Source organism: Hominimerdicola alba 8 (assembly GCF_000178155.2).
Lineage (GTDB): Bacteria > Bacillota > Clostridia > Oscillospirales > Ruminococcaceae > Hominimerdicola > Hominimerdicola alba_C.
Window position 1 is genome coordinate 1 of the sequence record NZ_ADKM02000107.1, and the last position, 15,392, is coordinate 15,392.

Consider the following 15,392-nt stretch of genomic DNA (forward strand, 5'->3'; position numbering starts at 1 on the left):
GGCAGGTGAGCTATGGTCACTCGGCTCTGCCTGCTGAGAACAAAAAATGAAAGGTTGTGATTTTTCTATGGGCATCTATACAGAAAAGAGAGATCAGCTCATTGAGAAGATCAAAGGTTTGGAAAAGCGTATCGCAAGCGATACTGCGAAAAAGAAAACGTTGGAGGACAAGCTGAAAGAAGTTTCTCGTCTGGCTATGGCGGAGGAATACAACTGCAAGCCTCGTGAGCTTGATGAGATCATCACCTCGGAGCATTCGCTGTTGCAGAAACTCCGTGCAAGCGGTCTGTCTGATGACGAGCTGCTGAAGCTTGTTAGTGTCGGAAATGCTGAGAATGAGAAAAGCGATACTGCTGATCTCACTGCTGACTTCGGACAGCAAATGAGCTTTACGGATAAAGCGAATCCCTATGAGGATTAAAACTATCCGGTAACAAAAAGTGTAGCCGTAAAATACTCAGTCGGCTCAAAACACTGAGCCGACCTTACGGCTATTATGAGGGTGAAAGACAGAAAGCGAAGCCCTCAACTCTAAAGCATAGAGACAGAGAAGCTAAAGGAGTAAAATTCGCTATGAATAAAAATGATACTGCCGTAGAAAGAGAGAAGGCAGGAAAGATGTTTGAGCTGAACGAGAAGTACAAGGACTTCCCTGAGCGTGTTTCGGAATATGAGATCGACGGGAAGAAGTACATCGTTCACAGTCGCTTCGTCGGAGAGAAAAAAATCGACGAAGTGATCGGCAGGCTCGCCTTTGAAAGAGCCATAAAAGAAACACTGGCGTAATTTTGTCGGCAAGGCATTGACTATACCGGCATTTTGCGCTATACTGAAGATGTCGGTATGGTACTGCTTTGATTTGAAAGGAGTTACTATGGCAAAGCAGACCATTTACAATGCAGGAATTTACGTTCGCCTCTCACAGGAGGATATGAGAGCTGGCGAATCCCTGTCAATAGAAAACCAGAAACTTATCCTCACCAAGTATGTCAAGGAGCAAGGTTGGAATCTTGTAGATACCTACGTCGATGATGGTTGGAGTGGTACTGATTTCGACAGACCTGCGGTGCAGAGATTGCTGTCTGATGCTCAGTCGGGGAAGATCAATCTTATCATCTGCAAAGACCTCAGCCGTTTCGGAAGAAACTATATCGAAGTCGGCAGATATGTGGATTACATTTTTCCGAGTTACAATATCCGCTTCATCGCTCTCAACGATAATGTGGATACCGCAAGCAAGGATACATCAGCACTTGACATGATGCCGATCGTCAACTTGTTCAACGAATGGCACGCCGCTTCTACTTCCAAGAAAATCAAGGCAGTCATCGAAGCAAACGCAAAGGCAGGCAAGTATCGCACGACCTGCGCTCCGTTCGGGTATACGAAAGGCGATGATCCGAATCATCTGCCTGTGATCGATCCTGATGCAGCACCTATCGTCCGCAATATATTTGAAATGAGAGCAAGCGGTATCAGTCCGCACCACATTGCTGATAAGCTCAATGAGGACGGCGTACCGATCCCCTCAGACTATTACTATGCAAAACTCGGCAAGCCTAATCCTCGCCGCACAAGGCATATGTGGAGTCCCGAAACGGTAAGGCAGATACTTCACAACTACACCTACCTCGGACACCTTGTTCAGCTCCGCACAAGAACTGTCAGTTACAAGAATCACAAGGTCATCAAGAACGATGAGGAGGATATGATCGTTGTAAAAAATACGCACGAGCCTATCGTTTCTCAGGAGCTTTGGGACAGGGTGCGTGAAATGGAGCAGTCGGTGTCGCAGGGCAAGCGTAACAGCAGTGGATATGTTGCAAATCTCAGCGGACTCATTTACTGTCAGGACTGCGGAAACAAAGTCCGCCTTGCGTGGAATAATACCACGAATGGCAGTAAGAAAAAGCCGAGAAAGTATCTTCGCCACAATTACAACTGCACTTCTTACATGAAGTTCGGCAAGCGATATTGTCCCAGCCATTACATCAAAATGCAGGATATGGACGCTATTGTGCTTGAAGATATTCGCAGCCTCGCTCAGCTTGTTGTAGAGGACGAAGAAAAGGCAAAGTCGGAATTCCTCGCTCGCAAAGCGAAACACCACGAGGAGCAGTATTCCGTAGACACCAAGAAGCTCACAGAGGGCAGATACCGCTTGCAGGAGCTTGACACACTGATCCAGAACATCTACGAGGACAAAGTCCTCGGCAAGGTATCAGAGGACGTTGCGATGAAGCTGATAGCAAAATATGAATCTGAGCAGAAAGAGCTGTCCGCAGAAGTTGCTGACCTTGAAGAAAAGTTCTCCATGATCAGGCAGGACGAAGAAGATGTGACTATGTTCATGGAGCGCCTGAGAAAGTACACCGATGTGCAGGAGCTTACCCGTGAGATGTGCTTGGAGCTTATCGAGTATATTACACTCGATGCCTACATTGAGGGGCAGCCCCGTGAGATCTACATCTACTACAAGCTGCTCGATGAACCGCTGAAAGACAAGAGAAGCCTGTTTTAAGGCGTATTTACGTTATTTATCAACCATACGCAAGTGTGTTACTATTTGGCAAGAGGACTACGCTCGGGATATATGCTCATATATTCGCACAGGTCGCTGCGAAGGAATCGACTATTGTGGACAAGGCGGTAGGACTTATAAAAGATAAAAACACCTTTATTCTGCGCGGGGTTTGTAATATAGAGTATTACTTCACTATAAAGAGAGAAAACGGAGCCGTATGACTCCGTTTTTTGTTACTCTATCTCCTGTTCAAGCTCATCAAATTCGGAAGAGCTGAAAAACTCGCCAAGCGATATCTCCAGCCCGTCACAAAGTATCTTGATAGTTTTTATTGATACATTATGCCTGTTTTCATCAAATAGGCTGTATACTGTTGAGGGCGTAACACCCGATATATTTGCAAGCTCATTAGCCGCAATACCACGTTCATTGCATATGCTTTTAAACCGCTTGACAACGGCATTTTTTACTGCTGACAATTGCATCACCTACTGTATAATCCTTAACTAAATTATACAGTTTTATACGTTCATGCGTGTACGCACTTGCGTATATGACAGAAATATGGTAAAATAAAAGCAGGGCTAAATGCTCTGCTTTTGTGTATAGTATCTATTACTCTTCTTTTAATAGCTTGTATGGCTCAACATTAAGCGCATCGGCAATATCGAATAGCGTATCAAGTGATACTGTGCGATTGACATTCGGAGCTTCAACAGCCCCGATGAACGCAAGGTTTTTATCTATCATTTCTGCTAACTGCTCCTGCGTTAAACCGCGGAGCTTTCTGTAGTAGCTGATTTTTAAGCCAATATGCTTATATTTATCGTAGTATTTTTCTTTCATCTGCCATACACCTCTGTAAATATTCTATCACAAAAGGTTGACAATATGAATTTGCTGCTATACAATATATATTGTATAGCAAACAATAGGAGAATCATTATGAATATTTACACAGTAACCTTTTTCGGTCATCGTTACGTTGACAATATGTTTAGGATCGAAGAAAAGCTTGAGCCAATCCTTAAAGAACTGATAAATCAAAAAGAGTACGTCGAGTTCCTTGTTGGTCGTGACGGCGAGTTTGACCAGATCGTTTCCTCGGCTATCAGAAGGAAGATGTCTATGGATAACGATCAAAAAGCATACATCTACATCGACAGCAAGGGTGTGCTGCAAAAAGCAGGAGATATTGAGGGGCTGTTTTCAAAAGCCTATGTAAAAGTAGACTTAAAAGATACCGTACTTAAAATGGAGCCCGTTGATAAGGTTGGTATTATTGATCAGGAAACTGTGTACTTTAAAACTTTTTATGATCCGCAGTTTTTGACATTTATAATCTAACTATATTTATTAACAAGGACGAGCAGATTGAGATCAAAGGCATGATGAGAGATCTGAAAGACGGTGAGCTTATACAGGCAAGGCTGCTGAAATCTAATCTGATGATTATGGTGGACGATAATCCCGAGCTTTTTAATCAGAAGTTTATGTATTTCAGAAGCCTTAATGACCTTGCTTTTAAGAGGCTGATCACAAATTATCTTTACTACAAGCAGACTCCGGGCATTGTACTTACAAACATAAACGGCACTTATTATGACAGCGAGATCGATGAAGCACATCTGTATAAGGAGATAGAAAACTTGGGCAAGCTGGCAACGGCAAATCGCTGCAACAAAAATGTTGAGGTAACAAGCATATCCGATTTGCTCTTTTGCAGCAATGATTATCTTCTGTTTCAATATATACTCTTTCTTCCTCGGTGTACTGGTCAAGCTCCTCGGCAGTTACAAAGTAGCCGACATCAAGCTCATTGAAACTGTCTCCGGCTTTCTTGACTTCATAGAGGTCTTGCTCTGCGATAAATCCACGGTATGACAGCAGTGCTTCATATACTGCGCCCATCTGGTTGATACCAAGATTTGCATAGGAAATACGTCCACGACGGCTTCCTTTTTTGCCCGTAGACTTTGTAAGGCTCATAAGGTCGATGATACGTAGCATAACACTATTGCGTATCTTCGCATTTACAAGCATAGGTGTATATACAGGATCAAAGATGTGGGCTTTCAGTGGCGGGATAACAAAGATGTTATGTACGCTTTCAAGGTTCTTCACCCTGTTGTATACGGCTTCTTTCTGCGGATAACCCGTATAGATAAGCTCATAGAGCTTACTGAGGGTTTCGTAAAGATAGAAGCCCTCTCCGACTTCTTCCGTGTCATTGCGGATAGATTCGGCTATATCACGCAGACTTTCAAGGGAATAACCAGAAGCGTATACCTGTTCATTTATCGGAGCATAGCCAAGCTCAGGTCGTGCTTCAATAAACAGTACAAATAGCATACGATACATATAGCGTAAGCATTCCAATGTGAGCCGTGCAGCATCAACGGGTTCTTCGATAAGGTTCTTTCCCTGACGAGTTTTCAGGTCATAAATGACCTCGTTTCCGAGTATCTCAATACTCTCACGAAGGGCATATTTGAGATCCTGCGATACGCCCGAAGCGTGTTTACGGCTCTGCTCGTCAAGGGTATCAATAAGAGCGTTACCGTCAGCAGGACAGAGAGAGTCCTTATGCAAAAGGACAGACATAGCCTGTAAGGTCGTTGTTTCGTGACGGCTGAATATCTCCTGAAGGTCAAATTCAAGGTAACGCTTCTCGTTCCACTTGTTTCTGTCGATCAGCACGATGGTATCTATGCCGATAACGATAAGGAAACGAGGAGGCTCTGCTGTATGGAACAGGAGCTTCGTTGCAAGAGCTTCAATATTATCATCGGTAAGAGTAAGTACATCATTGTTTACTGCATTGAAATCAAGGATGTTGGTTTCCATGATGCCCCTGTCCTTATCCCTTGAATAAGCAAGGACTGCCCAAAGCATTGGTGCTTTATTTGACTTGACTTCTTCATGGAATACAGATATTTCAAACTCATCGTCTACATTGATGGTGACAGAATTAACCGTGCCATATCCCATTGATTCAAGGTACTGTGCAGCCATACTGATGATATTGTTTGCCGTGGTAAGATGCGGCTGTCCACGGTCGTATCTGTCATGTATCGGATAATACTGTTTAGCATTTTCACGGAGCATTGCCCACGGAGTTTTCGTTTCTTGGTTCTTGGATTCCTCAGTCCACTGTTTTATACGTTCACTTGCTCCATCTTCAAACATAGTGGAGAAATAGTGATTGGTATAATACTCGTTACGGTTTCCAATACCGGTCAGATCTATACTCATATTATTCTACTCCTGTCAGAACTGTTATAATTCTGATATAAGGGTTGTTTCTTATATCAAGAGTTTCCTTCACCCATTTTGTGAAGCTGTCAAATAATTCATCAACTCTGCGTTCTGCTTCACTCTTGCGACGTTCATCGGTAAACAAAGAGAGCTGATAATCCTTGTGCCTTTCTTCAAGCTCTGCCAGCTTGTCTACTTCCGCATCGATCAGCGGATCGGTAGCTTCTTTATACTTACGATAGCTCTCAGCAAGTTTTTCCTTTGCCTTAGCAACAACATCCTCAAGTTGTCCGCTCAATGCTGTAATCATCTCATCGGTGACATTCTTTTCATTTGCAAGAAGCTCAGAATTGATTTTCGTCTTGTTTACTACTGCATTTATATCAAGGAACTCGACAAATTTGCCGTCAACATATCTGACTCCAAAGAGATCATCAACAAGAGCTGCCGATCGTTCATTAGGCATACTGCCTTCAACAATGAAAATGCTTTCCTTCGGCTGCATAAAGTTCTTGACTCCAATTACAGGAGCTTCACCTCTGCCGATAAGCAAACCTGTCTTGTCATTCAGCCAGCTAATAACCGGGTGAATTGCCCATAGATACTGAGCATCGGGCCAGGCAGCATTGTCAATAGAATTCTGCATACTCTTACGCATTTTCTGCATAATGTAGGTCTTATCATCGCTAAGCCTGAGAATTTCACCTGAAGGCATAGCTTCTTCGGGAATAACAGCAGATAATCTGCGACGCATATCCTCTGTAAGCATAACGTCTACACCGGATATTTCACTGAGCTGTCTCAGCGGGTGCTGTTCGTCCTTATTGATGTACGATAATGCTTTGATAAGATACTGCTTATCTGTGAAAAGTGTTTCGTCCTCAACTGTATCGTTCACGGTTGTGGTTGTTTCCTCCATAGACGCTTCATTAAGCAAGAAATCCAGAGGATCGAACTCACTTTCTTCATCATGCAGAGAGTCTTCAAATGCCGCAGCATCAGAACCGTTTTCAATGGTTTCGCTTATAACAAGTTCCTCGTCCTCAATGTTGAATTTGCCAAGCAGGAGTGTAGGATCCCCAATGTTTTTGAATGCCTGTTCTTCCTTCTCAACGAGAATACGGATAATTCGCATATCGCCCTTGATTCGTTCGTTTTTGCTTGAAATCAGCATATATCGAATATCAGGGCGCTTTTCCTGACCGTAACGGTCAATTCTTCCGTTTCTCTGCTGGAACACCATGAGTGACCACGGAATATCAAAATGAATAAGGCGGTGGCTGAGATAATGAAGGTTCAGACCTTCCGACGCAACATCGGAAGCAACAAGAATTCTTACGGGAGCTTCTGTTCTGCCAAACTCCTCAACAACTCGCTGCTGTTCCATATCTGTCATACCGCCTGAGATCTCAACTACTTGCTTGTCACTCATGTGCAAGTCTTCTCTGAGCTGCTTTGCAAGGAACTTCATTGTTTCGATACGCTCGGTAAAGATAACGATACGGTCATCAACCTTTTTCGGATTCCAGTTGTATTCGCTGCTTCTGAGCAGTTCAAGCAACTTAGTATATCTTGAAAAATCACGGGGTTCTACCAATGCAAGAGCATCTCTGAGTTCTTCAAGCAATGCAATGTCCTTTATCTCACCGTCAGGATATTTATGACGGAGCTTCCTAAGTCGTTCTTCAACACTTTTCAGGCAGGCTTTGGGGCTTGAAAACAGGGATTTTTCAAGAGAAGTCTTAAAAAGCTGACCTGTTCCTTTCGGTTTGCTTGTATCCATGTCGAGCTGCATCTGAGCGAAAATATCAAAGACAGCTTCTTCCTTGGGACTTGCTTCGCAGCTTACAAGATTAACGGTTCTTTCAAGATATTTGCCGCCCATCTGATCCTTAACATCTTTTTTGAATCTTCTGATGCACAAACCCTTGATTTCGTCCTTTGTGTATTCTTCGGGGTTGGCAATGGCAGTAGGATCAAGCATATTCATAAGAGAAGCGAAGCTCTTTGCTCGACCGTCATGTGGTGTAGCAGAAAGCATTATCATCGTATCAGAACGGTCTTTTAGGATATTTGCCAGTCTTGAACGCTGAGAATCTCTGCTTCCACGTTCCGCAACACCCTGAGCTTCATCAATAACGATTATGTCCCAATAGGCATTTTCAAGGTGTGTGCGGTATTCTACGTCTCTTTTAATTGTATCAATTGAGACAATAACCTTGTCATAGTAGAAGAAAGGGTTATAGTTAGACGGGAGAGATGCTCTGATCTTCTGTATTTTATGAGAATCCAGACGAACAAGTGGAATTATAAAGCGATTCCACATTTCCTTCTGGAACTGAGTCATCATGCTTTTGGAAGTCACGACCAGTATTCTCTTGCCCTTGCCACGGATAATCAGCTCGGACATAAGTATTCCGGCTTCAAGAGTTTTACCGAGACCGACCGTATCGGCTACAAGTATTCTGCAACGTGTACGGTTCAGGGATATTTTAGTAGGTTCAAGCTGAAATGGCATCAAGTCCATAGCAGCCCTGTGACCAATATGGATATTCTTATCAGTCGGAGCCTTCTGCCGCCACTGGCTTTCAAGGTACAGCAGGGACTTTGTATATTTAGGCGAATTGTCTTTGATAAGTCTGACCTTTGTAGGATCAACCGGATCAATCTTTTCAAGATCATCAAGGAAAATAGCTTCTTTATCCTTTACTAACGGCGAGATTCCTATGCACGTTAAAGCCTTAGCACCTATCTCATTTGTATCTATTTTCTTTATCATCCATTCTTCGTCACGAATGATAAGTCTCATTCCGGGAGCGTATTCAATCATGGTTTTGCCCTCACTCAATAGGAAAATTTGTACGTAATACAAGATTGTGGGTATACATATTATAATTATAGCACATTTCGACAAAATGTTCAAGATGCTTGAGTGTTTTAGATTGACCTTTTTTTAAAATTCTGCTATACTATAAACAGTATGAATCCCTATATGAGGTGAGCAGAATGTATGATTTTAATAAAAAGATAGTAGCTATCACAGGCGGGGCTAACGGAATCGGCAAATGCATAGCAGATGAATTCCGAAAAAACGGGGCGGAGGTCTTTGTTATCGACAAGGCAGAGGGCGAGCATTTTGTCGGGGATATCTCTGACAAGGCTGTGCTTGAAGACTGTGCTAAGCACGTTTTGGAAAAAGCCGGGCACATTGACTATCTGATAAACAACGCCTTGCCGCTGATGAAGGGCATCAACGAGTGCAGCTACGATGAATTTCAATACGCTTTGTCGGTCGGGATAACTGCTCCGTTCTATCTGTCAAAGCTCTTTATGCCGTATTTCAATGAGGGCGGCTCTATCATCAATATTTCGTCCTCACGGGACAGAATGAGCCAGCCGCAGACAGAGAGCTACACCGCTGCAAAGGGCGGTATAGCGGCACTCACCCACGCACTTGCAGTCAGCCTTGCAGGGCGTGTTCGTGTCAATTCAATTTCCCCCGGGTGGATAGATACTAGCTTTAAGGTCTATGATGGAGCAGATGCAGTCCAGCAGCCATGTGGGCGTGTCGGAAATCCAATGGATATTGCGAATATGGTGCTGTTTCTCTGCTCGGACAAGGCAGGCTTTATCACGGGCGAAAATATCTGCATCGACGGCGGCATGACAAGACAGATGATATATCACGGGGATAATGGCTGGAGACTGGAGATATAAGGAGGCACTATGAACACACAAAACTTCAAATGGACAAGACAGCCAAAAGACTTCAAGATCACAGACGGCAAGGTGTACATTACTACCCTACCCCACACCGACCTGTGGCAGAAGACATACTACCATTTCCGCAACGACAATGCGCCCGTTTTTCAGATAGAGACCAATGAAAAGTTTTTCTCGTTTATCGTGAAGACCGATTTTTCGGGCAGTCAGCAGCGGTTTGACCAGTGCGGTGTGGTGCTGTATCTTGATTCTGACAACTGGATAAAGGGCTCGGTGGAGTATGAAAATGACGAGTTCCAGCACTTGGGCAGCGTAGTGACAAATCACGGCTACTCGGACTGGGCGACTACCGAGATACCTGCAAGCGTCAAGGTGATGTGGTATCGCCTCAGCCGCAGAGAGGACGACTATTGCATAGAATGTTCCGAGGACGGCAAACGTTTCAGGCAGATGAGAGTTTGTCATCTTCACGAAGGCGGTGGAAAAATTCGCTTCGGGATATACGCCTGCTCGCCCGAGGAGTCTTCCTTCACGGCAGTTTTCAGCGATATGCAGCTTAGCGAATGTGCATGGCAGGCGCATGACGGTCAGCAGCCCGATGAGGAGTAAAAAATGAATCCAAAAATTGATATAAGCGGTGTTACGCTTAAAACAGAACGTCTGATCCTGCGGCCGTGGAGGAGCAGCGACCTTGATGATTTTTATGCCTATGCGTCGGTTGACGGGGTAGGTCAAATGGCAGGTTGGAACCCCCACGAAAGCAAGGAGGACACACGCACCATACTTGATATGTTCATAGAGAATAAAAAGTGCTTTGCGCTTGAATATCAAGGGAAAGTGGTCGGCTCTGTCGGGATAGAAGGATACAATGAATCACAATACCCCGAATTTGACGATAAAAAATGCCGTGAATTAGGTTTTGTGCTGAGCAGGGAGCTTTGGGGGCAGGGGCTTATGCCCGAGGCTGTAGCTGAGGTGATACGCTTTCTCTTTGAAGAAATCGGGCTTGATGTCATTTTCTGCGGTCATTTTCTCAGCAACGAGCAGTCAAAGAGGGTGCAGGAAAAATGCGGTTTCAGGCATTACGCTTTTGACACCTACAAGACGGCTATGGGCACAGAGGAAGAAAACGAGGTCAGGATTCTTACAAGAGAGGACTGGGAAAACCTACGGCAGCCTCGGGACATAAGTGTGTGAGAAAATAGGGCTGAAAATACAACGACACCCGACGGGAAATATCTCCTGTCGGGTGTTTTGAATATACGGGGATTTGCCGAGTATGAGGACGGTGATCCGTGTTCCCGTGACTTAAACCGATCTCAGATCAGCGATCATTTCCTGCTTTGTTTCTGGAGTCCAGTGGCTTTCAAGACAAACATCTGCATCAAGAGCAGCTATCGTATCAGCAAGCTGCCTGCACAGTTCGGGATACTCTGAAACTGACGAGAGCGTGACGATCACCGTTCATGTGGGTGTCAACCAGAGGTTCTTCCTTTGGGTAATGAGCTACGGTGACGGTATTGAGCTGCTGTCTCCTGCGAAAACTCGCAGTGAGTATCTTGCTGAGGTCAGAAAAATGCTCGGTGCATATCCTGAGTCCTGATATTTGCACTAAAATATTTTTACGCATAACAAGAAACAGGGATCACTATCAAATGATCCCTGTCCGCTTTAATTCATCTTATTATAAACCACTACTTCCTCGGTCGCTTTCTTAGAGGAGCGATGCCCCTCTTTTGCGGGATAGCCGATAGGCGCAACTGCGACCACCACGTAGTCATCGGGGATATTCAGCAAGGCTCTGACCTTTTCGGGTGAGAACCAGCCCAGCCAGCAGGATTGCAAGCCAAGCTCGACAGCTTCAAGTGTCATATACGACATGGCGATAGCACAGTCCATACTCCTTGCACTCTGACCGCATATCATTGTCCTGTCGCCGCTTGCACACTCCACAAGGACAGCAGGTGCAGTCTCTATCCACTTCTGATCCTCGCAGGCACTCACCATTTGTCTGATAAGCTCCTTGTCCGTCACTACGATATGCTTGCAAAGCTGCTGATTGCTTGCGGTCGGTGCAAGCCGTCCTGCCTCCATGGTCTTCTCGATCTTCTCAGCTTCGATAGGCTTATCTGCGTATTGTCTCACGCTGTATCTTGCCTGAATCGCTTCCATTACTGTCATAATAAAACCTCACATTCCATAAATTCGTTTCTCCGCTCCGACGGTTGTCGGTTCGCTGTGTCCCGAATACAAAACCGTATCATCGGGCAGAGTGAAAACCCGTTCCATAATGCTCTGTATCAGCAGGTCTTTGTTTCCGCCGGGAAAAGTATAATTTCCGATGCTCTCCTTGAAGATCGTATCGCCCACAAAAGCGATGCGTTCTTTTTCATTGTACAGCAAAACAGAATCGGGAGTATGCCCGGGCGTATAGATCACACGGAGCGAATGTGCTTCATCAAGTGCGATCGTGTCACCGTCCTTGAATTTGACGGTATCTCTTATGATCATATCGCCCACACACTGCCGTGACAGGTTCATCAGCGGATTCAGCAGAAACAGGTCTGCCTTTTCGTGAGCTAAGACAGGGCAATTCAGCTTTTCACGCAATTCCTCTACTGCGCCGAAGTGGTCAAAATGCCCGTGAGTAAGCAGGATCTTTTCTATCACAAGACCGTTATCCCTGATAATTTCAAGCAGCTGATCTGCCTGAGCGCCCGGATCAATGATAAAGCCATGCCGTGTGCTGTCACTCACATAGAAATAGCAGTATTCCTCAAAATAGCCCTTAACGGGTACTCAATACCATAGCTTCACCTATCAGAAATGGCAGCCGTCGGGGCCGCAGTGCATACCTGGTTCTTCGCTTTCAAGGGGTGCTTCGTCCTTTTTGGCTCTTTCAAGTATCTCTCTGATATGCTCCACGCTGTCTGCACCTGAGATCGCATACACTCCGTTCACAAGGAAATACGGCACTGCATAGATCTGATACCGCTGTGCTTCACGCTCATCAAGCAGAACTTCGTCCTTGTAACGGTCGCTTGCAAGCAGTTCATCAATATCTGCTTCATCAAGACCACACTCCATAGCGATACGCTTCAAAACGCTGTGGTCGGCAAGCTCAAGGTTGTCGGTAAAGTAGGCAGCATAGAGCTTTTCAGCGATCTGCTCGGCAAGAACGGGGCCGCCCTTGTAAAACGCAAACTTGGTAAGGCGGTGTGCATTCATTGTATTGGTGAAAAGTGTTGTAGCATAGCGGAAATCAATGCCCTCGCCTCTGCCCATTTCAGAGATCATATCAATGCGGTGAGCTGCCGATTCCATAGACAGACCGTACTTTTTCGCAAAGCGTGTAACAGTATCTCCTTCAGCGTGAAGTCCTGCGGTGGGATCAAGCTGAAACGCCTTCATTTCAGGAACGATATTCACTCCCGCTTCTTTTGCAGCCTTTTTCAGACGGGCTTCACCGATATAGCAGAACGGACACGAATAATCAGACCAATATACGACTTTCATAAGAACACTCCTTTCATGACAGGTAATAAATAGAACCTGTTCTATATTGACATTATAACACATCTATGCTATAATGTCAATAGGAAATCGAACGAATTCTATTTTCTTTTTTTTGGAGGATAATATGGCTACAAGGGGCAGACCGTGCAAGAGCGAAGTGACCTGCGACAACAAGCAGAAGATCATCGACACAACGATAGAGCTTATTAAAACTCACGGCGCAGACTATCTTACCGTTCGGAATGTGTGCCAGGCGGCAGAGGTCGCAACAGGCACATTCTATCATTACTATAAGAACAAGGACGATCTTCTGATGTATTTCATCAAGGACATTTCCTTTGACAAGTGTGAGCTGCAAACGCCCATCAGCGATATTTCGGGCAGGATATGCGAGCTTTACATGAACCTGATCGGCCGCTATATGGAGCTTGGCAAGGACTTCATGCGAAATTTCTACACGACCTCAAATCAGGCACTCTCTGCATATATGGGCGTGACTGACGGGCAGTTTGCCGAGGGTACTGTTATGGAACGCTGTGAGCGAGAGCTTTTGTTTGCCCAGGAAAGCGGTATCATAGACAAAAATGCAGATGCCCACATTCTTTCTGCGGACATCTGCACGATCGTCAAGGGCTGTGTATTTGAGTGGTGTCTGAATGACGGAGAAATGGAGATCGAACGTATGCTTGGGCGTATTATTGGGAATTATTTATCTTGTTATCAACTTTGAACCCAGGATTCAAAGTTTCGATCATGGCAGGATAATGATTCATTCAAATCACATAAAAACAAACTCCCCGGAACTGCTCATACGAACAGCTCCGGGGAGCATCATTTTGGGATCACAACTTAGCGAGGTATTATCCCGCAATTGCAATATACTTGTGATTCTCCAGCTTCTTAGGCTCTGCCTTCGGAACGCAGATGTCCAGAACACCGTCCTCAAACTTCGCCTTCACATCGGCTTCGGTAACAGTATCTCCGATATAGAAGCTCCTCTGCATTGCGCCTGCGTAACGCTCCTGACGTATCAGCTTGCCCTTCTCAGTTTTCTCGTCCTTGTCAAGTCCCTTTGCGGCACTGACAGTCAGATAACCGTCCTGAAGCTCAAGATTAATCTGGTCTTTCTTGAAGCCCGGCAGGTCGATCACGATCTCATAGTGATCATCATGCTCATGAACATCGGTCTTCATGACCTGGGCGGCGTGTTTACCGTACAGCTTCTTCTCCACGTCTCTGCTAAAATCAAAATCAGGGAATCTGAAGAAATCATCGAATAAGTTTTCACCGAAAATACTTGGATACAACATAGGTCAGTCCTCCTTTTTTACTCGTCACATTGTTTCCATTGCTTCGAGCAAGGGGACGGAGGGTTCAGCACCCGGATCCTTTGGTGCTTCTCTGTTCCTTTGTTCTGATTATATTATAGCACTCTGAATTAGCACTGTCAAGGGGAGAGTGCTAATTTTCACACAAGTTTCATATTTTTTGACAAGAATGTCACATTGGGTTGTGAGCAATAATAATCTGCCAATTGACCTTTTGACCGCAGTATGGTATAATTATCCTATTTCGCTCGTTGATCCCGAAACCCATTTCGATCACTTCAACACACAGCTCACGGGCATAGATGCTGAGAGAGTCAAAGGCGCTCCGAACTTTGCACAGCTTTGGAAGAAGATAGAGCCTATCGTGAATAAGGGTATCCTTGTTGCCGTATAGTGAACCTATTGCGCAAGGGGTTACTCGATCACTGTATGGAATTGAATATGATAGGCTGCACTATGCTGTGATCCCGAATTTGAGATAGTGTTTATAGCGATTATCCTTTTATTCCTCCAGCACCCTCCCGTCACGGGAGATAGTCACTACCTGCCACGGGATAAACTTGCCGCTGTTTTTGAGGGCGTTTTCGGCAGCCCTTTGCAGACCTCCGCAGCAGGGCACCTCCATGCGAACTATGGTCACGCTCCTGATGTTGTTGCCTGCGATTATCTCGGTGAGCTTTTCGGTGTAGTCTATATCGTCAAGCTTGGGGCAGCCGATAAGAGTTATCCTGCCTTTCATGAAATCCTCGTGCATATTGGCGTATGCGTAGGCGGTGCAGTCGGCAGCGATAAGCAGCTTTGCGCCGTCATAAAATGGCGCATTTGTGGGCAGCAGCTTTATCTGGCAAGGCCACTGGTTCAGCCTTGATACGGCTCTGCCGCTCGATACGGGTGAAGTTTCCTCCTGCACATCATCACGATGCAGCTGCATAAACCTCGAACCGGGGCAGCCCTGTCCTGCGGCGTGGTGAGCCATTTCCTTCATCATGTTTTTTTCGTTCTCGGTCATTGCTTTTTCCTCCTCTTTCTTCTGCTGATTTGCC

The 15,392-nt window shown here is 45.2% G+C and carries 18 protein-coding genes and 1 pseudogene; 10 read left to right on the top strand and 9 right to left on the bottom strand.

Features of this window, described 5'->3' with window-relative positions:
- The first annotated feature begins 46 nt into the window (after positions 1-46).
- The 3 genes from CUS_RS12895 to CUS_RS12905 all read left to right on the top strand — a co-directional run bounded on the left by CUS_RS12895 (position 47) and on the right by CUS_RS12905 (position 2,521).
- Entirely contained in the window at positions 47-421 is a 375-nt protein-coding gene (locus CUS_RS12895) for a hypothetical protein (RefSeq protein ID WP_002851422.1), read from the top strand.
- Positions 422-573: 152 nt separating this feature from the next.
- Positions 574-786, top strand: a complete 213-nt coding sequence (locus tag CUS_RS12900; protein WP_002851423.1) for a hypothetical protein — start codon at positions 574-576, stop codon at positions 784-786.
- 88 nt (positions 787-874) lie between these two features.
- Positions 875-2,521, top strand: a complete 1,647-nt coding sequence (locus CUS_RS12905; RefSeq protein ID WP_002851419.1) for a recombinase family protein — start codon at positions 875-877, stop codon at positions 2,519-2,521.
- 236 nt (positions 2,522-2,757) lie between these two features.
- On the opposite strand, the gene CUS_RS12915 is transcribed toward CUS_RS12905, so the two are convergent.
- Together CUS_RS12915 and CUS_RS12920 are read right to left on the bottom strand one after the other, a co-directional pair.
- Positions 2,758-3,003 carry a helix-turn-helix domain-containing protein gene (locus tag CUS_RS12915; RefSeq protein WP_002851431.1) on the bottom strand — a complete coding sequence of 82 codons (246 nt, stop codon included), beginning with the start codon at positions 3,001-3,003 and terminating at the stop codon, positions 2,758-2,760.
- 136 nt (positions 3,004-3,139) lie between these two features.
- Entirely contained in the window at positions 3,140-3,370 is a 231-nt protein-coding gene (locus CUS_RS12920; RefSeq protein WP_002851435.1) for a helix-turn-helix domain-containing protein, read from the bottom strand.
- Between the two features lie 99 nt (positions 3,371-3,469).
- Here CUS_RS12920 and CUS_RS18725 point away from each other — a divergent pair, with 99 nt between their 5' ends.
- Positions 3,470-3,871, top strand: a complete 402-nt coding sequence (locus tag CUS_RS18725; protein WP_002851437.1) for a hypothetical protein — start codon at positions 3,470-3,472, stop codon at positions 3,869-3,871.
- A gap of 231 nt (positions 3,872-4,102) precedes the next feature.
- Here the strand turns inward: CUS_RS18725 and CUS_RS12930 are convergent, their stop codons facing one another.
- Positions 4,103-5,779 (bottom strand): hypothetical protein, encoded by a 1,677-nt coding sequence (locus CUS_RS12930; RefSeq protein ID WP_002851434.1) that lies wholly within the window; start codon positions 5,777-5,779, stop codon positions 4,103-4,105.
- 1 nt (position 5,780) lies between these two features.
- Positions 5,781-8,612: a DEAD/DEAH box helicase gene (locus CUS_RS12935; protein WP_002851420.1), complete on the bottom strand. Its 2,832-nt coding sequence runs from the start codon at positions 8,610-8,612 to the stop codon at positions 5,781-5,783.
- 176 nt (positions 8,613-8,788) lie between these two features.
- Here CUS_RS12935 and CUS_RS12940 point away from each other — a divergent pair, with 176 nt between their 5' ends.
- From CUS_RS12940 to CUS_RS19895, 4 genes are all read left to right on the top strand, one after another.
- Positions 8,789-9,499, top strand: a complete 711-nt coding sequence (locus CUS_RS12940) for an SDR family oxidoreductase (RefSeq protein WP_002851436.1) — start codon at positions 8,789-8,791, stop codon at positions 9,497-9,499.
- Positions 9,500-9,508: 9 nt separating this feature from the next.
- The gene (locus CUS_RS12945) at positions 9,509-10,114 is read left to right on the top strand and encodes a DUF1349 domain-containing protein (protein WP_002851427.1); all 606 of its coding nucleotides are present in this window, start codon (positions 9,509-9,511) and stop codon (positions 10,112-10,114) included.
- A gap of 3 nt (positions 10,115-10,117) precedes the next feature.
- Entirely contained in the window at positions 10,118-10,702 is a 585-nt protein-coding gene (locus CUS_RS12950; protein ID WP_002851416.1) for a GNAT family N-acetyltransferase, read from the top strand.
- A 136-nt stretch (positions 10,703-10,838) separates the two neighbouring features.
- Positions 10,839-11,108, top strand: a complete 270-nt coding sequence (locus CUS_RS19895) for a WYL domain-containing protein (protein ID WP_347494037.1) — start codon at positions 10,839-10,841, stop codon at positions 11,106-11,108.
- Between the two features lie 68 nt (positions 11,109-11,176).
- On the opposite strand, the gene CUS_RS12955 is transcribed toward CUS_RS19895, so the two are convergent.
- The 3 genes and pseudogenes from CUS_RS12955 to CUS_RS12965 all read right to left on the bottom strand — a co-directional run bounded on the left by CUS_RS12955 (position 11,177) and on the right by CUS_RS12965 (position 13,021).
- Positions 11,177-11,686: a nitroreductase family protein gene (locus tag CUS_RS12955; protein ID WP_002851415.1), complete on the bottom strand. Its 510-nt coding sequence runs from the start codon at positions 11,684-11,686 to the stop codon at positions 11,177-11,179.
- 9 nt (positions 11,687-11,695) lie between these two features.
- Positions 11,696-12,265: pseudogene (locus tag CUS_RS12960) on the bottom strand (MBL fold metallo-hydrolase); the annotation flags it as partial.
- A 60-nt stretch (positions 12,266-12,325) separates the two neighbouring features.
- Positions 12,326-13,021: a DsbA family oxidoreductase gene (locus CUS_RS12965; protein WP_002851425.1), complete on the bottom strand. Its 696-nt coding sequence runs from the start codon at positions 13,019-13,021 to the stop codon at positions 12,326-12,328.
- 124 nt (positions 13,022-13,145) lie between these two features.
- Here CUS_RS12965 and CUS_RS12970 point away from each other — a divergent pair, with 124 nt between their 5' ends.
- Entirely contained in the window at positions 13,146-13,751 is a 606-nt protein-coding gene (locus tag CUS_RS12970) for a TetR/AcrR family transcriptional regulator (RefSeq protein WP_002851432.1), read from the top strand.
- Positions 13,752-13,881: 130 nt separating this feature from the next.
- Here the strand turns inward: CUS_RS12970 and CUS_RS12975 are convergent, their stop codons facing one another.
- Positions 13,882-14,331: an Hsp20/alpha crystallin family protein gene (locus CUS_RS12975; RefSeq protein ID WP_002851430.1), complete on the bottom strand. Its 450-nt coding sequence runs from the start codon at positions 14,329-14,331 to the stop codon at positions 13,882-13,884.
- A gap of 202 nt (positions 14,332-14,533) precedes the next feature.
- On the opposite strand from CUS_RS12975, the gene CUS_RS19590 reads away from it, so the two are divergent.
- The gene (locus CUS_RS19590) at positions 14,534-14,743 is read left to right on the top strand and encodes a hypothetical protein (RefSeq protein WP_002851429.1); all 210 of its coding nucleotides are present in this window, start codon (positions 14,534-14,536) and stop codon (positions 14,741-14,743) included.
- Between the two features lie 108 nt (positions 14,744-14,851).
- Here CUS_RS19590 and CUS_RS12985 read toward each other — a convergent pair.
- A partial coding sequence (locus CUS_RS12985; RefSeq protein WP_037277410.1) for a hypothetical protein occupies positions 14,852-15,392 on the bottom strand: 541 nt, incomplete at its 5' end.